The 21,520-nt window shown below is 63.4% G+C and carries 23 protein-coding genes; 4 read left to right on the top strand and 19 right to left on the bottom strand.

Features of this window, described 5'->3' with window-relative positions:
• Positions 1-62: 62 nt before the first annotated feature.
• Complete coding sequence (locus tag ABD283_RS09485; protein ID WP_344224749.1) at positions 63-260, top strand: FAD-dependent oxidoreductase; 198 nt, start codon at positions 63-65, stop codon at positions 258-260.
• Here the strand turns inward: ABD283_RS09485 and ABD283_RS09490 are convergent.
• The 14 genes from ABD283_RS09490 to rpsO form a co-directional block, all read right to left on the bottom strand.
• Positions 257-883, bottom strand: coding sequence for a regulatory protein RecX (locus tag ABD283_RS09490; RefSeq protein ID WP_344224750.1), 627 nt, complete (start codon positions 881-883; stop codon positions 257-259). The genes ABD283_RS09485 and ABD283_RS09490 overlap by 4 nt on opposite strands.
• A gap of 16 nt (positions 884-899) precedes the next feature.
• Entirely contained in the window at positions 900-2,033 is a 1,134-nt protein-coding gene (gene recA / locus ABD283_RS09495; protein ID WP_344224751.1) for a recombinase RecA, read from the bottom strand.
• Between the two features lie 163 nt (positions 2,034-2,196).
• Complete coding sequence (locus ABD283_RS09500; protein ID WP_344224752.1) at positions 2,197-2,418, bottom strand: DUF3046 domain-containing protein; 222 nt, start codon at positions 2,416-2,418, stop codon at positions 2,197-2,199.
• Positions 2,419-2,518: 100 nt separating this feature from the next.
• Positions 2,519-2,944 (bottom strand): helix-turn-helix domain-containing protein, encoded by a 426-nt coding sequence (locus tag ABD283_RS09505; RefSeq protein WP_016996785.1) that lies wholly within the window; start codon positions 2,942-2,944, stop codon positions 2,519-2,521.
• Positions 2,945-3,100: 156 nt separating this feature from the next.
• Positions 3,101-3,598 (bottom strand): CinA family protein, encoded by a 498-nt coding sequence (locus tag ABD283_RS09510; protein WP_344224753.1) that lies wholly within the window; start codon positions 3,596-3,598, stop codon positions 3,101-3,103.
• Positions 3,598-4,251: a CDP-diacylglycerol--glycerol-3-phosphate 3-phosphatidyltransferase gene (pgsA, locus tag ABD283_RS09515; RefSeq protein WP_344224864.1), complete on the bottom strand. Its 654-nt coding sequence runs from the start codon at positions 4,249-4,251 to the stop codon at positions 3,598-3,600. The genes ABD283_RS09510 and pgsA overlap by 1 nt, the downstream gene beginning before the upstream one ends.
• Positions 4,251-7,187 carry an FtsK/SpoIIIE family DNA translocase gene (locus ABD283_RS09520; protein ID WP_344224754.1) on the bottom strand — a complete coding sequence of 979 codons (2,937 nt, stop codon included), beginning with the start codon at positions 7,185-7,187 and terminating at the stop codon, positions 4,251-4,253. The genes pgsA and ABD283_RS09520 overlap by 1 nt, the downstream gene beginning before the upstream one ends.
• A gap of 82 nt (positions 7,188-7,269) precedes the next feature.
• Complete coding sequence (locus tag ABD283_RS09525; protein ID WP_344224755.1) at positions 7,270-8,964, bottom strand: ribonuclease J; 1,695 nt, start codon at positions 8,962-8,964, stop codon at positions 7,270-7,272.
• Positions 8,965-8,980: 16 nt separating this feature from the next.
• The gene (dapA, locus tag ABD283_RS09530) at positions 8,981-9,916 is read right to left on the bottom strand and encodes a 4-hydroxy-tetrahydrodipicolinate synthase (protein ID WP_344224756.1); all 936 of its coding nucleotides are present in this window, start codon (positions 9,914-9,916) and stop codon (positions 8,981-8,983) included.
• A 19-nt stretch (positions 9,917-9,935) separates the two neighbouring features.
• A complete protein-coding gene (locus ABD283_RS09535) occupies positions 9,936-10,604 on the bottom strand; it encodes a tetratricopeptide repeat protein (protein ID WP_344224757.1) in 669 nt (222 codons plus the stop codon).
• Complete coding sequence (gene dapB / locus ABD283_RS09540; RefSeq protein WP_344224758.1) at positions 10,601-11,368, bottom strand: 4-hydroxy-tetrahydrodipicolinate reductase; 768 nt, start codon at positions 11,366-11,368, stop codon at positions 10,601-10,603. The genes ABD283_RS09535 and dapB overlap by 4 nt, the downstream gene beginning before the upstream one ends.
• A gap of 12 nt (positions 11,369-11,380) precedes the next feature.
• A complete protein-coding gene (locus ABD283_RS09545; RefSeq protein ID WP_344224759.1) occupies positions 11,381-12,799 on the bottom strand; it encodes a M16 family metallopeptidase in 1,419 nt (472 codons plus the stop codon).
• Between the two features lie 21 nt (positions 12,800-12,820).
• The gene (locus ABD283_RS09550) at positions 12,821-15,088 is read right to left on the bottom strand and encodes a polyribonucleotide nucleotidyltransferase (RefSeq protein ID WP_344224760.1); all 2,268 of its coding nucleotides are present in this window, start codon (positions 15,086-15,088) and stop codon (positions 12,821-12,823) included.
• Positions 15,089-15,354: 266 nt separating this feature from the next.
• Positions 15,355-15,624 carry a 30S ribosomal protein S15 gene (gene rpsO, locus ABD283_RS09555; RefSeq protein ID WP_344224761.1) on the bottom strand — a complete coding sequence of 90 codons (270 nt, stop codon included), beginning with the start codon at positions 15,622-15,624 and terminating at the stop codon, positions 15,355-15,357.
• 192 nt (positions 15,625-15,816) lie between these two features.
• Between rpsO and ABD283_RS09560 the strand changes: the two genes are divergently transcribed.
• From ABD283_RS09560 to ABD283_RS09570, 3 genes are read left to right on the top strand one after another with little or no spacing between them, the layout of a single operon-like run.
• Positions 15,817-16,275 (top strand): S-ribosylhomocysteine lyase, encoded by a 459-nt coding sequence (locus ABD283_RS09560; RefSeq protein WP_344224763.1) that lies wholly within the window; start codon positions 15,817-15,819, stop codon positions 16,273-16,275.
• Positions 16,272-17,048, top strand: coding sequence for a 5'-methylthioadenosine/S-adenosylhomocysteine nucleosidase (mtnN, locus tag ABD283_RS09565; protein WP_344224764.1), 777 nt, complete (start codon positions 16,272-16,274; stop codon positions 17,046-17,048). Before ABD283_RS09560 ends, mtnN begins: the two co-directional genes overlap by 4 nt.
• A 12-nt stretch (positions 17,049-17,060) precedes the next feature.
• Positions 17,061-17,924, top strand: a complete 864-nt coding sequence (locus ABD283_RS09570; protein ID WP_344224765.1) for an aldo/keto reductase — start codon at positions 17,061-17,063, stop codon at positions 17,922-17,924.
• Positions 17,925-17,944: 20 nt separating this feature from the next.
• Here the strand turns inward: ABD283_RS09570 and ABD283_RS09575 are convergent, their stop codons facing one another.
• From ABD283_RS09575 to rbfA, 5 genes are read right to left on the bottom strand one after another with little or no spacing between them, the layout of a single operon-like run.
• A complete protein-coding gene (locus ABD283_RS09575) occupies positions 17,945-18,958 on the bottom strand; it encodes a bifunctional riboflavin kinase/FAD synthetase (RefSeq protein WP_344224766.1) in 1,014 nt (337 codons plus the stop codon).
• Between the two features lie 41 nt (positions 18,959-18,999).
• On the bottom strand, positions 19,000-19,467 hold the full coding sequence (locus ABD283_RS09580) for a hypothetical protein (protein ID WP_344224767.1): 468 nt from the start codon (positions 19,465-19,467) through the stop codon (positions 19,000-19,002).
• Between the two features lie 43 nt (positions 19,468-19,510).
• Positions 19,511-19,888, bottom strand: coding sequence for a hypothetical protein (locus tag ABD283_RS09585; protein WP_344224865.1), 378 nt, complete (start codon positions 19,886-19,888; stop codon positions 19,511-19,513).
• Positions 19,888-20,925: a tRNA pseudouridine(55) synthase TruB gene (gene truB / locus ABD283_RS09590; protein ID WP_344224768.1), complete on the bottom strand. Its 1,038-nt coding sequence runs from the start codon at positions 20,923-20,925 to the stop codon at positions 19,888-19,890. The genes ABD283_RS09585 and truB overlap by 1 nt, the downstream gene beginning before the upstream one ends.
• A gap of 5 nt (positions 20,926-20,930) precedes the next feature.
• Positions 20,931-21,395 (bottom strand): 30S ribosome-binding factor RbfA, encoded by a 465-nt coding sequence (gene rbfA / locus ABD283_RS09595; RefSeq protein WP_344224770.1) that lies wholly within the window; start codon positions 21,393-21,395, stop codon positions 20,931-20,933.
• Between the last annotated feature and the right edge of the window lie 125 nt (positions 21,396-21,520).

Consider the following 21,520-nt stretch of genomic DNA (forward strand, 5'->3'; position numbering starts at 1 on the left):
ACCCCACTATGTTAAGGACCAGGTCAAATTAACCCGAACCTTCATGAGAAAGGGTGGCGACTATGCGCGCGGCGGTAATCGGTGCCGGAATCGGAGGTTTGAGCACTGCCATGGGGCTGCAGCGCAAAGGTGCCGATGTGACGGTTCTGGAACGATCCAACCGGTTACGCCCCGGGTGCCTGCACTATCCATCACCGGAGAGGTTGGAGGTCGAGCCGCCACCGGCGCAATGTTCGGCGAGACGGACGCTCGCTTGCTAAATGCTGGGCCAGGGGTCCGGTTCCGAAAAGTCATCCTCGGTGCCGAACGCCGACAGCTCCTCTTTCACCACTCCGAAGGCGAGTCCGGGCGGGTACCCCTTGCGGCCGAGCATGCTGACAAGCCGCCGAGTGACCTTGTCGACTTCTTTGCGATCCGAGAAATCGATACTCTTGGGCATTTTCTTCCGCACGAGTTCGTGGGCGTCCTCGGTCTCGTCCTCGTCGGTGCGTTGTTCGAGAGCTTCCTCAGCCAACTCACCAGTGATGCCCCGTTGTTGGAGCTCACGACGTAGTGCACTGCGGGAAAGCTTGCGTGTTTCCGCTCGGGACCGGACGAACATAGCGGCGAAGGAGCGGTCGTCCACCAGGTTGACCTCTTCGAAGCGGTCCAGAACTTCTTGGGCCACTCCTTCGGGAACGTCACGGTCAGCGAGCTTGTCTTCGAGCTGTTTACGAGACTTGGCGGACGCGGTGAGCTGGCGCAGCACGATGGCTCGAGCAACTTCATGCTGATCGGGCTCATTGTCCTGACCGGCAGCGCCTTCCGCGGGCGGCTCCGCAGGACCTCGGTATCGGGCCGAGGCCCTGCGGCGCCGGGAGTTGTAGCGAGAGGACTGGCTCATCGCTCAGTCACCTCGATCAGAACGCGGGTAGTTCCGGTTTGCTGGCATTGGGAACCTCGAGGATGTCATCCTCCGAGGCTTCCACTTCGGCGTCGTCTTCGGGCTCCTCGGTACCCTCCGCAATACCGAGCTTGACGAGGATCTTCCGCTCGATCTCCGCTGCCAGCTCAGGGTTGTCCTTCAGGAACCGGCGGGAGTTTTCCTTGCCCTGCCCCAGTTGGTCGCCCTCGTAGGTGAACCAGGCGCCGGACTTCTTGACGATGCCGTGCTCGACACCCATATCGATCAGGCCGCCCTCGATGGAGATGCCCTGGCCGTACAGAATGTCGAATTCGGCCTGCTTGAAGGGCGGGGCCATCTTGTTCTTGACGATCTTGGCGCGGGTACGGTTACCCACGGGATTAGCGCCGTCCTTGAGAGTTTCAATACGACGCACGTCCACGCGCACCGAAGCGTAGAACTTCAGAGCCTTACCACCGGTGGTGGTTTCCGGAGATCCGAAGAACACGCCGATCTTCTCGCGCAACTGGTTGATGAAGATGGCGGTGGTATTCGTGTGTGACAGGCGCCCGGTGATCTTACGCAATGCCTGTGACATCAAACGTGCCTGCAGGCCCACGTGGCTGTCACCCATTTCACCTTCAATTTCCGCCTTGGGGACCAGCGCGGCCACGGAGTCGATCACGACGATGTCGATGGAACCGGATCCCACCAGCATGTCCATGATCTCCAGGGCCTGCTCACCGGTGTCCGGCTGGGACACGAGCAGATTGTCCGTGTCCACTCCGAGCTTCTCAGCGTAAACGGGGTCCAGCGCGTGCTCGGCGTCGATGAACGCGGCAATTCCACCGGCACGCTGAACGCTGGCTACGGCGTGGAGCGCCACGGTGGTTTTACCGGACGACTCAGGGCCGTAGATCTCGACCACGCGACCGCGCGGGAAACCACCGATGCCCAGAGCCACATCCAGAGCGATGGAACCGGTGGGAATGGTCTCGATGCGAGTGGCCGGGCGGTCACCCAGACGCATGACCGAACCCTTGCCGTAGTTCTTGTCGATCTGTGCCAGGACAGTATCCAGAGCCTTCTCGCGATCGGAGCCGACCACCTGAGAGGGAACGGTACTGTTTCCCTTTGACTTGGCTGCCATGATTCACCTCGGTTCTTAGGGGCCGGTGTTCTGGGCCCTGTTGTTTGGTTCGTGTCTCAACCTACTGAGCGGGTCCGACACGCATAAGGGCCCACGGGGGATGTGGAGCCCGGATCATCTGATTCGAATATACATTCGATTGGCGTTCGACGCCATTGCGGCACTAGGACTTGGGCTCCTTGTCCGGGCCCCACCAACGGTCCTGGGGAATCTCCTGCGCCTTGCAAAGCGCGAACCAAACCTGCTTGGGATCGATGCCGGCGTCGAGGGCCTCGACAGCAGTGCGATCCCCCACTTCTGCCATGACGAGATCCCGTGCCAGAACTTTGGAGTACCCGGACCCGAACTCATGGGCCATGAGCTCCCAGAACGTACTGATGCGCATGCGACCTTTCCTCGTGGATTTCAATGGTGGGGTGACATAACAAGGGCCCGCCGACAATGCCGACGGGCCCTGAAACTCTAGCGCTGGTGAGCGGTTGGGATTAGTGCGCCGAAGTGGCTGCGCCCCCGCGCAACTGACGGACCTCGCGAGTGAACTCCTCGGTCATCTCGGAAGGCACGGTATCCGGAATGTAGTTGCCCTCGGCGTATGCGAGGCGATCTGCAACTTCACGCAGCATCTGTGACAGGGGGATTTCGAGAGCGGTGCAGATGGATGCCAACAGCTCGGAGGACGCTTCCTTCTGGCCGCGTTCCACCTCGCTCAGGTAGCCCAGCGACACGCGAGCACTGTGCGAAACTTCTCGCAGAGTACGTCCCTGGCGCTGGCGAACGCTACGGAGCACTTCACCAATTTCTTGTCGCAAAACGCCCACTTTGACGTCCTTCGTCTCGGCATGTTCTTCGTCGGACAGTCCCACGTCCTTCCAACGGACGACACCATTGACGGACACGGGTTGCTTCGTCATGTGAATTGCCTACTCCTCGTACGAACGGTCAAACCGTTAAACCAGGTGCTTTCAGTCGGGCCTTAGCCACAACCTTGACCCTGGGCGGCTCAAGTTGAGCCTCTGGTAGTAGTAACCTTCTTGCACGTTCAATTGTTCCTTGTTGGCGAAAGAATTTCACTGGAAGTTGTCTGTGAGCTCGATTTGTGACGCGAGAAAGTCCACGGCCCGGGAAACTGACTCCTGACGAATGGCTGCCCGCCCGCCGTCCAGGTGCAACTCGAGGTGGTGCTCGCCTCGTGGACCGCTAACGCCGATGTACACAGTGCCCACGGCCTGACCATCGTGAGGTTCGGGCCCGGCCACGCCCGTGGTCGACACGGCCCAGTCGACACCCAGAGCGGACCGCGTGCCCAGCGCCATCGCCTGAGCGATCTCGGGATCTACGGCTCCCCTGGTCTCGAGCAGATCGTGCGACACGCCCAGAACCTTTTCCTTCACGGCGTGCGAGTAACTGACAACGCTGCCCTCAAAGCAGGACGAGGCCCCCGGCACGTCAACAATGGCCGCGGCCACGGCACCGCCGGTCAGCGATTCGGCCGTCCCGATGGTGACCTCGTGCGTGACGGCCAATTGAATAAGATCCACGGCCGTATGGAGCCCGGACTCGGCCATTACCGGCTCCCGTTCCCGGGGTCCTTGTTCACTGCCGCGTTTCGCAGCTGAACAGCCTTGATCACGTAATCGATGCCGGTGATCACGGTGACGATCAGTGCCAGCGCCGTCAGCACCCATGCGAACCACAGCCACCACGCGCCCACGAACGGGGCCAGGGGTAGCAGCAAGGCGATCAATGCCGCGGTCTGCAGCACGGTCTTGGTCTTGCCCCCCTTGGAAGCGGCCATGACGCCGTAGCGAATCACCACGAACCGCATGACCGTGATGCCCCATTCGCGCACCAGAATCACGATGGTCACCCACCACCACAGCTCCCCCAGCATGGAGAGCACCACGAAAGCGGCGCCGGTCAAGAGCTTGTCCGCAATGGGGTCTGCGATCTTGCCGAAGCTGGTGATCAAGTTGCGCGCGCGGGCGATATCGCCGTCGAGCTTGTCCGTGTACATGGCCACACCGAAGACCACAACGGCCGCCCAGCGCATGGGCATGGAATCCTCGCCGTGAGTTCCGCCCGCCCACAGGAACCACACGAAGAAGGGCACCATGACGATCCGCAGTGCCGTCAGCGCATTCGGAAGATTCCAGTTGGATGAGTTGGGCGGCGGATCGGCCACCGCTCGGGGTGCGGGTGTTCCGTCTTTTCGAGCCATCATCGTCCGGTCAACTCCCAAGCGTCGTGTGAATCATCGTCGTCGTCACCGTCGTGGTAGTCCTTGGCCACGTCGGACAGGCTGGCTTCCACGGGATCCTCGCCGTAGTCGACGGAACCACCGGCGCCCGCCGACGGCGCTGCGGGGCCTGCCGCGGCATCGTCGTCACCCGGGGTCGAGGGCGGTTCCTCGCCGCGAATGAGGGCGAGGGTGGCCGCGAGGTCGTCGGGCTTGACGAGAACGTCTCGGGCCTTGGAGCCCTCAGAAGGCCCGACCACTCCTCGGGACTCGAGAAGGTCCACCAGGCGGCCCGCCTTGGCGAAGCCCACGCGGAGCTTGCGCTGCAGCATGGACGTGGAGCCGAATTGGGTGGTGATGATGAGTTCGGCGGCCTGCAGCAGCACATCCAGATCGTCCCCGATGTCCTCGTCGATCTGCTTCTTGGGGGCTTCCTGGATCACGTCTTCGCGGTAGTTGGTCTGCATCTGCGTCTTGACGTGTTCCACGACCTTGTGGATCTCGGACTCCGAGACCCACGCGCCCTGCACACGCATGGGCTTGGACGCGCCCATCGGAAGGAACAGGGCGTCACCTTGGCCAATGAGCTTCTCTGCACCGGGCTGGTCCAGGACCACTCGCGAGTCGGTCACGGATGAGGTCGCGAACGCCATACGCGAGGGCACGTTGGCCTTGATCAGACCCGTGACCACGTCCACGGACGGGCGCTGGGTGGCAAGCACCAAGTGGATGCCGGCGGCGCGAGCGAGCTGAGTGATGCGCACGATGGCATCCTCAACATCGCGAGGGGCGACCATCATGAGGTCCGCGAGCTCGTCCACGATCACCAGCAGGTACGGGTACGGGCGGATGACCCGCTTGGAACCGGGCTCAGGCTGCACCTTGCCGTTACGCACGGCCTTATTGAAGTCGTCGATGTGCTTGTAGCCGTAGTGCGACAGATCGTCGTAGCGGGCGTCCATCTCACGGACGACCCACTGCAGGGCCTCGGCGGCCTTCTTGGGATTGGTGATGATGGGGGTGATCAGGTGGGGAACGCCCTCGTACGCGGTGAGTTCCACGCGCTTGGGGTCCACCATGACCAGGCGCACCTCGTCCGGGGTGGATCGCATCAGGATGGACACGATCATCGAGTTCACGAAGGAGGATTTACCGGCGCCGGTCGCACCGGCGACGAGCATGTGCGGCATCTTGGCCAGGTTGGCCACCACGAAACCGCCCTCGACGTCCTTGCCCACACCCATGACCATGGGGTGCTCGGAGGTCCGCGCGCGCTGCGAGCGCAAGACGTCGCCGAGGGCAACGGTCTCGCGGTCGGTGTTCGGGATCTCAATACCGATGGCTGACTTGCCGGGAATGGGCGACAGGATTCGGACATCGGCCGACGCCACTGCATAGGCGATGTTCTTGGACAGCGCCGTGACGCGCTCCACCTTGGTACCCGAGCCGAGTTCGATCTCGTAACGGGTCACGGTGGGGCCGCGGGAGAAACCGGTGACCTCGGCATCCACATTGAACTGCTGCAACACGTTGGTCAGTGCCGCTACCACGCGGTCATTGGCTTCGGAGCGGTCCTTTGCGGGCGGGCCCTGCACCAAGTTTCCGGGATCGGGCAAGTTGTACGCCATGTCTCCGGCGAGCTGCAGCTGCTCGGAGCGTGCCGGAATGGGCGCCGACGGCGTGTGGGTCCGTGCGCTCTCGGGCTCGTCCACCTCGGCCAGCGCGGGGGCCTCCGAGGCCTCGGCAGTGTCGGCGGCGGGTTCCAGACCCTGTTGGCGCCGCAACTTGTCCGCGGCGATCTGGGACTTGGTGGGACGCTTCACACCCGGCCGCACGCTCGGGATGTCCTCCGTGTCCTGCACCTGGACACTCGCAGGGCCCGCAGCGTCCGAGGACGTGGAACCGGACGTGGCGGAGTCACCGTCGTCGGAAAGATCGAAGACGCGGGTGCTCGAGGAGCCCTCGGCGGCTTCGCGACGCTTGGCCTCGTCCACCACCGCGCGTTCGAATGCTTCGTCCCCGTTGTACGCATCCAGCTGCGCCTTTTCACGACGTCGCTCGGCGCGGGTCTGGCGCTTGCTGCGCTTCTTCTCCGGCCGGGCCGGATCGAGGTAGGAACGGTCGTGCTCGGGGTCCGAGATATCGGTGGGCCGGGGCTCGCCCTGCCCCATGAGCTTGTTGTAGCCATCTCGCAGGCGCGGCCCGATCTGGCCGATGGGGGTAGCTGTCATGACGAGCAAAGAGAGGAAAGCGAGAACGCCGAGGACGACGAACGCACCCCAGTGGGTCACCAAGGCGGACAACGGATCAGCAGCCAAGAAGCCGACGAAACCACCGGCCTGCCAGATCGCTTCGAAACCCTGGTTGAGCTGGGGCTGCCCCCCGGCGATGTGGGCGATACCGGAGCCCGCAACCGTCAGCGCCAACAAACCGATCGCAATGCGATTGTTGGCCTGAGTTTCGGTGGGATGACGGAAAGCCCGCCATGCGAAGAACAGACAAAACGCAGGTAACACGAGCGCCATGAAACCAAAGGTGCCGCCCACGACCGCGTGTACCCAGGAGGCGGGCATGGAGATGAAAATGGCATCCACTCCCCGGAGGTTCCACCATTCAACCGCCGCGATGAGTACGGCCAACACGAGCCACACGAGTGCTCCGCCGTCGCGGCGTTCATCGGGTGCCATGTCTGTGCGCACGGTACCGATCCGACGAACACCCGCGCCCACCACGTGGCCCAGGCCGGCCCACGCATTGACCATGGCACGGAGAAGACGGCTACCGGCCGAGGGTCCCTGTGGTGCGGACTTGGCCGAGGCCTTGGATGAGCTCTTGGTGGTGCCCTTGGACGAGCGGGACGAGGTCGAGGTTCGAGATGTTGACTTCGACGATCGCGGAGGGGAAGTTCGTGACGCCATATGTTCCAGAATACCCGGCCAATGCAAAGCCCGCCCCGACATCGAGTCGGGGCGGGCTTGCACGCTACTGGGCGGACGTGGCTTAGGCCTCGACCACCACGGGCACGATCATGGGCTTACGGCGCAGCTTGCGCGAAACCCACGAGCCGATGGTGCGGCGAACGACCTGTTGCAACTGGTGCGCAGAGTGGTTCTTACCGGACTCGCTCATGGCGTCTTCGAGGGCCGCAATGATCTTCGGGCGGATCTCGTTAAAGACTGTATCTTCCTCCGCCACACCGCGCGCGTGAATGTCCGGGCCGGACACAATCTTGCCGGTGTCGCGGTTGACCACGGTGACCACGGAGATGAAGCCTTCCTCCCCCAGGGTCATGCGGTCCTTGAGGTCCGCATCAGTGATCTCGCCAACGGAGGAGCCGTCCACGTAGATGAACCCGCATTCGACCTGACCGGTGATCTTGGACTTGCCGTTGTGCATGTCCACCACGGTGCCGTTTTCAGCGAGCAGCACATGGTCACCGGGGACACCGGTCTCCTGTGCCAGGGCACCGTTGGCGATCAGGTGGCGCACCTCACCGTGGACCGGCATGACGTACTCGGGTTCCACAATGTTGTAGCAGTACAGCAATTCGCCAGCGGCGGCGTGACCGGACACGTGCACCTTGGCGTTGCCCTTGTGCACCACGTCCGCGCCCAGACGCATCAGGCCGTTGATCACTCGGAACACCGAGTTCTCATTGCCCGGGATCAACGACGACGCCAGGATCACCGTGTCACCGGCGTTCACCTGGACCTTGTGGTCGCCGTTGGCCATGCGGGACAGAGCAGCCATGGGCTCGCCCTGGGAACCGGTGCACATGATCACAAGCTTGTCGTCCGGGTAGTCCGCGGCCTTCTTCTGGTCGATCAGCACGTTGGGCGGAACGTCCAGGTACCCGAGCTTGTCGGCGATCTCCATGTTGCGAATCATCGAGCGTCCCATGAGCGCGACCTTGCGACCGCTGGCCACAGCGGCGTCGAGCACCTGCTGCACGCGATGGACGTGGGATGAGAAGGACGCCACAATCACACGCTGGCGGGCCTTGGCGATGACGTCAGCGAGCACGGGGCCAATGGCCTTCTCGGTCGGGACGAAGCCCGGGACCTCGGCGTTGGTGGAGTCCGTCAGGAACAGATCAACACCCTCTTCGCCCAGGCGCGCGAAGTGCCGCAGGTCGGTGATGCGACCGTCCATAGGCAACTGGTCCATCTTGAAGTCGCCCGTGTGCAACACGGTGCCGGCCTTGGTCCGCAGGAACACGGCCAGCGCGTCCGGGATGGAGTGGTTGACGGCCACGAACTCGCACTCGAACTCGCCGAGTTTCTCCACCTGGCCCTCGCGCACAGCCAGGGTGAAGGGCTTGATGCGGTGCTCCTTCAGCTTGGCCTCGATCAGCGCAAGCGTGAGCTGGGAACCGACGATGGGGATGTCCGGGCGGCGCTTGAGCAGGTACGGAACAGCACCGATGTGGTCCTCGTGACCGTGCGTGAGCACGACCGCCACGATGTCATCCAGGCGGTCCTTGATGTTGTTGATGTCCGGCAGGATCAGATCCACACCGGGTTGAGTTTCTTCGGGGAACAGCACACCGCAGTCGACCACGAGCAACTGCCCGTTGATCTCGAACACGGTCATGTTCCGACCGACCTCGCCCAAACCGCCCAGCGGGATGACGCGCATGGTGTCTGCGGCCAACGCGGGAGGTTCGGACAGGTCAGTGTTGGTCCATCGGGTCATGTGACCTCTTTCGTCTTTAATTGTTCAAAGTGTCTGCCAGGACCGAAGCACTCAGATCCGCCCGGATCTGTTCGATTTCGGCCTGGGTGGGCGCCACGTGCGGCAGGCGCACGGTGTTGTTCGGCAGGCGCCCCTGCCAATTCAGAATGGTCTTCGCGGCCACTGCACCGGGCACGCGGGTCATGGCGGCGCGAACCACAGGAATCAACTCGTTGTTGACCTTGCGGGCCGTCTCGAGGTCACCGTTCAGAGCTGCGTCCACGAGGGTGCGGAAGCGCGGCGTGTCCAGGTGGGAGGTGACACCGACTAGTCCGGCCGCGCCCAGAGCGATCCATGGGAGGGTCAGTCCGTCGTCGCCGGAGTAGTACACGAGGTCCGTTTCGGCCATGACGTGGGCGGCCGCGTTGAAGTCAGCCTTGGCATCCTTGACGGCCACGAGGTTCTCGTGGGACGCCAATGAAATCAAGGTTTCCGGGGCGATCGGCACACCCGAACGACCCGGAATGTCGTACATCATGATGGGCGTGTCCACGGAATCCGCCAACGAGCGGAAGTGCGCCTCGATACCGGCCTGCGTGGGCTTGCTGTAGTACGGAGTGACGATCAACAGACCGTCCATACCGATCTTCTGCGCTTCCAGGGACAGGTACCGCGAGTGCTCCGTGTCATTGGATCCGGTACCGGCGAGCAGGGGCACACGCCCGCCAACTGCGTCCTTGACGGCCCGGAAGACCGCGAGGTTCTCTTCGTCGGTCATGGTCGAGTACTCGCCGGTGGTGCCGCACACCACCAGTCCGTCACACCCGTCGTTGACCAACTCTTCCGCGAGATGCCCCGTGGTTTCGAGGTCCACCGTTCCGTCGTCCTTGAACGCGGTCACCATGGCGGTGAGCAGAGTTCCGAACATGGGAGCGGGGCGGTCGGGCTGAGTGGCTACGCTGCGATCGGTCATATCCCCAAGGTTACCGTGATCACCGCGCGAGCGCCGCCCCCGGGTCGGTGCCTCGGTACAACGCGATGGCGGTGCGCATGGCACCGCGGGCACGACGCCCGTCCGAACTTGCCGAGTAGGCCAGGCTCAATCGGTACCAACCGCGCCAATCCTCGGGATTCGCCTCGACCTCTTCGCGCACCGTGTGGAAGTGCTGGTCCGCGGCCTCACGGACATACCGGCCCGACGGCGTTTTGGGCAAGTTGTCCTCGGGGAGCCCGCCCTCCGCGGCGAGGGTCCGACCAAGTTTTTCGGTGCGTGCGCCAAAAATGATCTCGCGCACCATGGCCCACGTGCCTACGGCAGGGATCACGAGCATCGCGACCCCGAAACCCTTGACGATCCAACCGTCGGTGTTCAGCAGGAGCACTGCACGCTGGAATGAGAGCCCCAAGTAGAGGGCGAGGAGCGCGATCATGAGCGCCGCCAGGATCCGCCCCTTGGAACCAATTTCGAGCACGGTGAAGACCGCGGCGAACGCCAGCATGGCCATGATCCAGATCTTGGAACCCGTGGAGATGGGCAGGATCACCACGGTCAGCAGTGCCAGGACAATGACCGCTGCCACCCACCAACGCAACGAACCGCGCTTCCCGGTATCTGGGCGTTCGGTCCCGAGTTCTCGGGCATCGGATTCTTGGTTACTCACAGGCCCAGATCCATGTAGCCGTCCAGTCCGTGAGTCAGCCCCGGGTGCTTGGCCACTTCGCGGACACCCAGTACCACTCCGGTCATGAAAGAGATCCGATCGAACGAATCGTGGCGGATCGTCAGCTGCTCCCCTGTGTTGCCCAGCAGGGTTTCTTGGTGGGCCACCAAACCGCGCATCCGGACGGAGTGCACGTGCACGCCGTCCACCACGGCACCGCGGGCGCCGTCGGGATCGGTCTGGGTCGCGTCCGGTGAGTCGGCCACGCCGGCCTCCCGGCGTGCCTTGCCGATCAACGACGCCGTGCGGGCGGCAGTTCCGGACGGCGCGTCCAGCTTGTCGGGGTGATGCAGTTCTACGACCTCCACGGACTCGAAGAACGCAGCTGCCGCCTCCGAGAACTTCATGGCCAGAACCGCGCCCACTGCGAAGTTCGGAGCGATCAGGACACCCACTTCGGGGTGCTCGGCCAGCTGAGACTCGAGGTCCGCAAGCGCCTGAGCATCCCACCCCGTGGTACCCACAACCGCGTGGATACCGTGATCGATTGCGAAGCGCACGTTATCGCGTGTGGATTCCGGAACGGTCAGGTCAATCATGACCTGCGCGCCCGAGTCGACGAGGGTCAGGAAATCATCTCCGCGCCCCAGGGCGGCAACCAGTTCCAGGCCGGGAGCACGCTCCACCGCGGCCACCGCTTCGGAGCCCATGCGTCCCCGGTGGCCGAGCACGGCAACCTTGATGGTGTTGTTCGATTCAGTCATCTCAACCACTCCTTAGTTCTGGGTCGGCAAGTTCTCGGTCCGGACCTGAGGCCCCACCACGGTTTGCACGGAGGATGCGGCCGAAAGTTCCGCTGCCAATGTCTGCACGTCCTGGGACGTCACAGCGCGAATCCGGTCCAGAGACTCGTCCACGTCCATGTACACACCGGTCTTCAGCTCAGCTGAGCCCAACCGGGACATCCTTGAACCAGTGTCCTCCAGTGCCAACACAGTGGCACCGCTGAGCTGGCCCTCGATCTTCCCAAGTTCCTTGGTAGTCATTCCGTCCTGAGCCAGACGGTCCAGCTCGTCGCGCATGAGTTGCGCCACCTGGTCCACGCGGTCCATCGTGCATCCCGCGTACATGCCGAAATACCCTGCGTCCGAGTACGCTCCGGAGAACGAGAATGTCGAATAGGCCAGGCCCTTCTGTTCACGGATGGTGTGGAACAGCCTGGATGACATACCACCACCCAGGGCCGCGTTGAGGACGGTCATGGTGAACCGTCGATCGTCTCCTACGCGCAGAGCCGGTCCGCCCAGCACCACGTGCGCTTGCTCCACGGGGCGGTGGAACACCTGGGTTCCCGTGAGTGGAGTGAGGACGGCGGATTCATTGGATCGCCGCGCACCCACGGCACCGGGTGCATCCGGATCCCAACCCGCGCGGGTCAGTGAGTCACGCACCCAATCGACCACATGATCGTGCTCGAGCCCTCCCGCGGCCGTGACCACGAGGTTCTCGGGGCGGTAAGCGGCCCTGTAGTGCTCCCACACAGCGTCACGAGCCACGGTGCGGATCTCCTCGGGCGTCCCCGCAATGGGGCGCGCCAGGGGTGAACCGTCCATCACACCGGCAATGAACTGCTCGAACGCAAAATCAGTGGGATCATCACGATCCATGGCGATCTCTTCGAGGATCACTCCGCGCTCACGGTCGAATTCGTCCGGGTCCAGCACGGCGCTCGAGAACATGTCCGCGAGAACGTCAATGGCCATGGGGAGGTCATCGGAAAGCACCCGAGCGTAGTAGCACGTGCTTTCCTTGGCGGTGAACGCGTTGGACTCCCCGCCCACGGCATCGAATGCCTCGGCGATGTCCAGAGCGGTCCGCCGCGCTGTGCCTTTGAACAGCAGGTGCTCCAGGAAGTGAGTGGACCCGAGCATTCCCGGAGCCTCGTCACGAGAGCCCAGGCTGACCCAGAACCCCACGGAGGCCGAACGTTGCCCGGGCATTTTTTCCGTGAGCACGCGAGTACCGCAGGGCAGCACGCTGCGGGTGATCACGGCGCCGTCGGCGTCGTCGTGGACCACGTGGGTGAATCCGGTGGTGGCGGGCAAAGAAGCTGAGTACGCCCGAAGGCGGGCGTCCGCGGTGGAGAAATTCTCCCCGGGATCGCCCGCCTCCAGCGGAAGGTGAACTACCGTCATGAACCTCGAGTTACCCCTCGATCAGCTCTCGTTGACGGGTTCGGACTCGAGCTCTTCGGCCTTGTCCTGGTCCGCAACGACCGGAGCCAGCGAGAGCTTGCCGCGATCGTCGACCTTGGTGATCTCGACCTGGACCTTCTGGCCCACGCTCACCACGTCGTCCACTTCGTTGACGCGCTTGTTGTCATTGAGCTTGCGCATCTCGGAGATGTGCAGCAGACCGTCCTTGCCCGGGGTCAGGGAGATGAACGCACCGAAGGTGGTGGTCTTGACCACGGTACCCAGGTAACGCTCGCCCACCTCGGGAACCTGCGGGTTGGCAATCGCGTTGATTGCCGAACGAGCGGCTTCTGCGGACGGTCCGTCCACGGCTCCGATGTACACGGTGCCGTCGTCCTCGATGGAGATGTCCGTTCCGGTGTCCTCCTGGATCTGGTTGATCATCTTGCCCTTGGGGCCGATGACCTCACCGATCTTGGAGACGGGTACGTTCACGCTGATTACACGAGGAGCGAATTCGCTCATCTCGTCCGGAGCGTCGATCGCGGAGGTCAGCACATTCAGGATGTACAGACGGGCCTCGCGAGCCTGGCTCAGGGCGGCGGTCAGCACGGACGCGGGGATGCCGTCGAGCTTGGTGTCCAGCTGGATAGCGGTCACGAACTCGGAGGTACCGGCAACCTTGAAGTCCATGTCACCCAGCGCGTCTTCGGCACCCAAGATGTCCGTCAGCGCAGCGTAGCGGGTTTCGCCGTCCACGGTGTCCGAGACGAGACCCATGGCGATACCGGCAACGGGTGCACGCAGCGGCACACCGGCGTTGAGCAGCGACAGGGTCGCGGCACACACGGAGCCCATGGAGGTGGAGCCGTTGGAACCGAGGGCCTCGGAGACCTGACGGATCGCGTACGGGAACTCCTCACGTGAAGGCAGCACGGGCGTGATGGCACGCTCTGCCAACGCACCGTGACCGATTTCGCGGCGCTTGGGCGAACCCACGCGGCCGGTCTCGCCGGTCGAGTACGGCGGGAAGTTGTAGTGGTGGATGTAGCGCTTGTGCTTGACCGGGGACAGCGAATCGATCTGCTGCTCCAGCTTGAGCATGTTCAAGGTGGTGACACCCATGATCTGGGTCTCTCCACGCTCGAAGATCGCTGAACCGTGCACGCGGGGCAGCACCTCGACCTCGGCGGTCAGCTCACGGATGTCCGTGAGACCACGGCCGTCGATGCGGACCTCATCCTTGAGGATGCGCTGGCGCACGGTCTGCTTGGTCAGTGCCTGATAGGCACCGTTGATCTCGTCCTTGCGGTCGGCGAAGGGCTTGCCCTCACCGGTGAGCTCCGCCAGAACGCTCTGGTGCAGCTCGTCGGTGGCTGCTTCGCGCTCCTGCTTGCCGGCAATGGAGTACACCTCAGCCAGACGGTTGCCCACGAATTCTTCGACAGCCTGAGTGGCGTCCTCGCCGTAACCGCCGAAGCGGGGCAGTTCCATGGCGGGCTTGCCGGCGCGAGCGACCAGATCGGCCTGGGCGTCGCACAGCGCCTTGATGTATGCCTTGGACGCCTCGATGCCCTCGGAGACGAGCTCCTCGGTCGGGGCAACTGCGCCCTGGCCCTTGACGAGCTCCCACGAGTTGTCGGTGGCCTCGGCCTCGACCATCATGATCGCGACGTCTTCGGAACCATCAGCGGTGGTGACCACGCGGCCGGCCACGGCCATGTCGAACACGGCGTTCTCGATCTGGGAGTGCTTGGGGAAGGCGATCCACTGGTGGTTGCCGTTCTCCCCGGGCATGAGAGCCATGCGCACGCCGCCCACGGGGCCCTGGAAGGGCATGCCGGAGAGTGAGGTGGACATGGACGCGGCGTTGATGGCCACGGTGTTGTAGATCTCGTCCGGTGCAATGGACAGCACGGTCACGACGACCTGGACCTCGTTGCGGATTCCCTTGCCGAAGGCGGGGCGCAACGGACGGTCGATCAGGCGGCAGGTCAGGATCGCATCCGTGGACGGACGGCCTTCGCGGCGGAAGAACGAGCCCGGGATGCGGCCCGCGGCGTACATGCGCTCTTCAACGTCCACGGTGAGCGGGAAGAAGTCAAAGCCTTCGCGCGGGTTCTTGCCCACTGCGGTGGCCGACAGCATCGAAGTTTCCTCGTCGATGGAGACCAGTGCGGAACCGGCGGCCTGCTTGGCCAACCGGCCGGTTTCGAAGCGCACTACGCGCTTGCCGTACGAACCGTTGTCGATGATTGCTTCTGCACTCTGAATTTCGGGACCCTCCAAGGGTCACCTCCGTTTCTTCTGTTGCGAAAAGCGCGACATACCGGTCTTCGATCGAGGCGCTCACACTGCGTGCTGCATTGCGAAGGCCACTGTCGAGGACCGCGATATGGTGCGCGAATCCGCCACTATCTTTTTCTTTTAGGTGTTTCGGCCGGTAGGCCGGTGGTTCCTGGTGGAACCTGACGGTGTTCGTCACGAACAGCGCCGGTTACGGCGGTTCCCCGCGCTTTCACGTGTGAAAGCACGGGGAACACCGAGAACCTAAATCACTTACGCAGGCCGAGGCGCTCGATGAGCGTACGGTAGCGGGCGATTTCAGTGCGACGCAGGTAGTCAAGCATGCGACGACGGCGACCCACCAGGGCCATGAGGCCGCGACGGGTGTGGTGGTCGTGCTTGTGCTGCTTCAGGTGTTCGGTCAAGTCGGAAATACGACGGGACAGCACAGCAATCTGCACCTCGGGCGAACCAGTGTCACCCTCGTGAGTTGCGTACTCCTTGATGATTTCCTGCTTGATAGCGGCATCCAGTGCCATAGGTAACTCCTTGAGTTAGTACCGTGACCGCCCGGTGCACAGGGTTTGCGCCCGGGTTTCGGGTGGATCACCCGAGATCTGACCGCCACGGACTGCAGTCAGGCCGTTGACCAGTCTAACGGACAGCGCTCAATACGTCGTATTAGGCGGGTCACCGTTATGGATGTCCCCGTCAACTGGGACAATGGGGCCATGAAGAAAATGAATGTGGAGTCTTTCAACCTGGATCACCGTTCGGTCGCTGCCCCCTACGTTCGGATTGCCGATCGCAAGGAGTTGCCGGGCGGCGACACGCTTATCAAGTACGACGTGCGGTTCACCCAGCCCAATGAATCCCACCTGGAGATGCCCGCGGTCCATTCCATCGAGCACCTCACAGCTGAGCACATGCGCAACCACACCGAGGCACTCATCGATTTCTCCCCCATGGGCTGCCAGACCGGCTTCTACGCGCTCATGCTGGGCACGGAGGACGGCGAGTTCAAGAACCTGCTCGAGGCAACGTTCAAGGACATCCTGGCCGCTGACGAGGTACCGGCTGCTAATGAGGTGCAGTGCGGTTGGGGCGCCAACCACAGCCTCGAGGCGGCCAAGTCCGCAGTGCAGAACTTCCTGGACGAACGCGCCGCATGGGACGTGGTCACCAAGTGAGCTCAGGGCCCTCCCAGGAGACGTTGAACCACGACGCCGCCCTGTTCGGTCGCTGCGTGGGCTCACCCGCGGTGGTTGTCGCCATGGACGAAGAGGCCAAGCCTTTCCTGACGCGCGCTGAGGAACAAGCCGCGCAACCGCTGACCGTGGGCACCGCGCTTGTGTACGCCATCGTGCTCGAGAGCCAGCCTGTGCTGATCGTGCGCACCGGAATCGGTCTGGTCAATGCGGCGGCTGCGCTGACGGCTGTCATCGAGCGGTTCGAGCCCTCCGCCGTGATCTCGGCGGGTTCGGCCGGCGGGCTGCGGGCGGACGTGAACGTGGGCGACCTGGTGATCGGCACCTGCTACCGCTATACGGATGCTGATGCCACGGCGTTCGGGTACGTTCCCGGTCAGGTACCGGGCATGCCGGAGACCTACTCCCCCGCTGAGAACTTGTTGGGTGCCACCGACGAAACTCTGGTGGCCACCGACAACCAGACGGTGCTTCGTGGCACCATGCTCTCGGGCGGCTCGTTCGTGACGGAAGCCAACGTGGGAGCCACCCGCGAAATCTTCCCCGAAGCCCTGAGCACGGACATGGAAACGGTCGCGCTCGCGCAGGTATGCACCACCCGCGAGTACCCGTTCGTTGCCGTGCGCAGCATTTCGGACCTGTGCGGTCCGGCGGCCGGGCAGCAGTTTCATCTGGAGATCGACCTGGTGGCGGAGATCAGCGCGAGTGCGGTATGCCAGGTGCTGAACACCCTTCGCCAAAGTACTTCCGAGTGAATTGAGGAACGCATGAGCGATAAGAAACTTGAGAACGCAGTCCCGGATGTCCCGCGCCACGTGCTGCGTGACGACAACAAGATTCCGCAGCTGGGTCTGGGCACCTATCCCATGGACGATGCAGAGGCGGAGGCACTGATCCCGGAAGCCCTGTGGCGTGGGTACCGCCTGATCGATACCGCCGTGAACTACGGCAACGAATTGGGGGTGGGTCGTGGTGTGCAGGCTTCGGGCATCAAGCGCGAGGACATCTTCCTGACCACCAAGCTCCCGGGGCGCGATCACGGCACGGATTCCGTGCGGCGCTCACTCGAAGCCTCCCTGAAGCGGCTGGGCACGGATTACGTGGATCTGTACCTAATTCACTGGCCCAATCCATCCGTGGACCGCTACGTGGAGACGTGGCAGACCATGATCGAGTTGCGGGATCAGGGCCTGGTCAAGTCCACCGGTGTGTCCAACTTCCTGCCGGAGCACCTGTTGCGACTGGAGAAGGAAACCGGTGAGATGCCGGTGATCAATCAGGTGGAGCTGAATCCCCAGTACCAGCAGGAACTGCTGCGCGAGTTCCATGGGGAGCATAAGATCGTGACCGAAGCGTGGGCGCCACTGGGCCGCAAGACGGACATCCTGCAGCACGAGTGGATTGCGGAGATCGCTCGGAAACAGGGCCGTACTCCCGCACAGGTCATGCTGCGTTGGCACATCCAGTCCAACATTCTGCCCATTCCCAAGACCTCGGACGTCACCCGTATGGCCGAGAATATCGACGTGTTCGACTGGGACCTCTCCGATGATCAGATGCGACGCATCAAAATGCTGCACACCGGTTTGAGTGGTTCGGGTTTTGATCCCCGCGATCACGAAGAAATGTAGCTGCTAGCTGGTTCGACGTTTCAGGCGGTCTCGCGAGGTTCCTGGGCCAGGATCTCGCGGGACCGTTTGACGTCGTCATTCATCTGGGCCACCAGAGCCTCGATCCCTCGGTATGCCACCATGCCGCGCAACCGTTCCACGAAGTCCACCACGACCTGCTGGCCGTAAAGGTTGAAATCCTCGATGTCCTCGTCCGGGCGGTCGATCACGTGGGCCTCGACTTGGCGCGAAACCCCCTCGAACGTGGGATTGGATCCTACGGAAATGGCGGTGGGCCAGCGTTTGCCGTTCTGGTCCACGAGCCAGCCCGCATACACTCCGTCAGCCGGGATGAACCCGGTGGCTTCCGGGGAAAGATTAGCGGTGGGAAAACCCAGCTCCCGTCCGCGTGCGGCACCGTGCACCACCTCTCCGCGCATGCGGTGATTGCGGGTCAGCAAACCTGTGGCGCCTCGCATGTCACCGGCCTCCAGGCACGATCGGATCCAGGTCGAGGAACACCGCCGGTCTCCGGATGCGGTCGCGGGCGTTCCGTTCTTGGCGGGAGTCGACGGGTCCGTTCCCACCACGTCGTCAACGACCACCACGTCGAACCCGTGCTTCTCGCCGAGAGCCCGAATTGCGTTCAGGTCACCGGTGTTGTCCTTGCCGAGCCGGACGTCGGCACCGATGACCAGACACACGGCATCGAGAGGGTTGACCAGGTAGTCAACCACGAATTCTTCGGGCGTCAGTTGAGCGAAATCCAGTGAGTAGGGTTGCACCAACACGGCGTCGATCTCGGTGTGCTCCAGCGCATCCAATTTGTCCTCAAGCCCCATGATCAGGCCCGGGTGAGATTCCGGACGGTGTACGAGAGCTGGGTGCGGATCGAAAGTAACCACCACGGAACGCGCGTCGCGCTTCCGGGCCGTCTCCAACAACGTGTCAAAAACGTGTTGGTGACCGCGGTGGACGCCGTCGAAGTTTCCAATCGTCACAACGGACGGTCCAAAACCCGGGGTGATGTCGTCGCGGGATCTCCAGCGAATCACTGTTCTCCTCGATGTCGAGTGTGCGGGCGGACGAAACGAGCCTACCCGTTGACGCGGGTGGGGCGGGTCCGCCACAGCCAGATCAGGCCGATGATGGGCAGTACCAGTGGCACGTAACCGTAGCCCGCACCGAAATGGGACCACACACTGGCCTTGGGGAAAAGTTCGGGTGAGACCACGCTGAGCAGGCCCACCGCGAGCACACCGATCATCTCGATCCACACCGCGATCCACGCGATCCGGTGCCAACCGGGCCCGGTCTTGGTCAGCGCAATCGTGGCTACGACGTAGATAACGGCAGAAATCGTGGACAGGATGATCGCCAGCGGAGCCTGGGAGAATTCCGTGCCGAGTTGGTAGACGGAGCGCACACCCGCGGACAAGGAGAACACTCCGTAGACCACGATGATGAGCCGCCCGAAGCCGCTGGACTTGGCATCCGTGCGTTGTTTTCGGACGCGATGGCCGAAACGCTGTTGCAACGCATTGTGCTCGGTGGACTTGTTCACCGTGTTCGACTTCCTTTCCGTGCAGTGGCCCTGTCGTGTGGTCTCAGAGGTTCTGGTAGTACCAGATGTAGTTCATGCGATAGACCATGATGATCACCACGGGCCCGGCCGCGGCCAGGATGAGTGTTGACCAGCGTGAGCGTTCCACGAGGGACCAAATGAATGTTCCCGCCGGGATGAGCAGTGCGGTCAGCAAATAGCCCCAGTATTCCAGGACACTCCCCGAGGCTTCACTCCCGTACATAGGGAGAAAAATGGAACCCACCATGTAGACGAGCAGGAACAGCTCCAGTACCAACACGGAACCCTGCGAGAAATCGTCCGGTTCGCGCCCTCTCAGCGCCTGCACCAGGCATACCAGACACGACAGCGTTCCAATCACCACGGAGGCCCAGAACCAACCGTCGTAACCCCACAGCATCAGCGCTTCTCCTGTTCGGCCGGAAGACATGATTCGGATGCGCCTGCGGCGTCTGAGGCGAAAGTTTCACCCGCGGTAATGCCCAGAACAGACGCGGCGTATCGTTTGGATGCCGACCCCCGGTTCTCTGCCAGCGCCACGAGCGTCCCGTCCGGAGCGAAACATGCCACCGGAAGCTCGGTTCCGGCCACCACATCATCCGGGTGCGCGGAGATGCGGCGACCGTGCGACAAGTCCGTGGCCTCCCCCGCGTCCAGTCGACGCACCGGGAACAGCAGCGCCGCGGCCCGGTCCATTTCCAACGTGTCCACGGTTCCCCCGTCGCTGACAGCCTGCGTCAGATCCTCCAGGGTGTGGGCCTGCTCGAGGGTAAAGGAACCGACTCGGGTGCGACGGAGCCCGGTGAGGTGTCCGCCCACGCCCAGGGCACGTCCAATGTCTCGTGCGAGGGCACGGATGTAGGTCCCGGACGAGCAGGAGACGGTGGCCTTGACGTCAATGCCGGTATCGTCACGTGAGATCTCGTGCACCGTGAATTCGTGGATCGTCACCGGCCGCGCGGCCAACTTCACGTCTTCGCCGCCGCGTACGCGGGCGTAGGAGCGTTTCCCATCGACCTTGATGGCGCTCACCGAAGAGGGGACCTGCTGGATCTCGCCTGTGAGCGCGGCGATTTCGCGGTGGATATCGGCCTCGCTCACGGCTTCCAGCGCCGCGGTGTCCGCTCGCTCGGTGGTCTCGCCCTCGGCGTCGTCGGTGACCGTGGCGGCGCCCAACCGAATGGCTGCCTCGTAGGTCTTGGACGTACCGGTGACCCACGTGAGCAGCTTGGTGGCCTTCTCGACGCCCAGTACCAGAACCCCCGATGCCGTCGGGTCCAAGGTGCCCGCGTGACCCACCTTGCGGGTGCCGGCGAGGCGCCGCATCCGGGCCACCACATCGTGGGAGGTCCAGCCCAACGGCTTGTCGACGATGACGAACCCGGCCGTCCTCGGTAACGAGGGGGCCGGGCTCGGAACGTGGGGACGTTCGTTCACGTGCGTCAGCTCCGAGGTGCGTCGGAGTCGATGTCGTTGTCGTCCGCGTCGTCCTCGGGGGTGCGGTAAGCGTCCTCGCCCGCGGCGTAGGACGCGCCCGCAGCCTGAGCCGCGACCTGTTCGTCCTTCTCACGAGCCGCACGCAAGAGCTCTTCGAGACGAGCGGCGTCGGCGGGGATCTCATCCGCCACGAACGTGAGCGTGGGCGTGAGGCGCGCCGTGATGTTCTTCCCCACCTCGGAGCGCAGAACACCCTTGGCGGACTCGAGCGCCTGGGCGGTCTCCGCTCGCTGCGTCTCGTCCCCGTAGACGGTGTAATACAGGGTTGCGTGCTGAAGGTCGTTGGTGACCCGGGCATCGGTAATGGTTACGAAACCGAGGCGGGGATCCTTGATCCGACGCTCGAGGGCCTGAGCAACGATCACCTTGATGCGGTCGGCCAGCCGTGCGGCGCGTGCGGCGTCAACCATGGTGACTCTCCTTCGCTGGGGAACGCGGATGCGTTCGGTCTAGAAAATCTGGGGTGCGGCGCCGTCGTTACAACGACGCCGCTGGCCCGCCGCCGTGGGCGACGGGCCGGTGCGGCGGGCACCTA

The sequence above is a fragment of the Kocuria atrinae genome (genome assembly GCF_039531425.1).
Taxonomy (GTDB): domain Bacteria; phylum Actinomycetota; class Actinomycetes; order Actinomycetales; family Micrococcaceae; genus Kocuria; species Kocuria atrinae.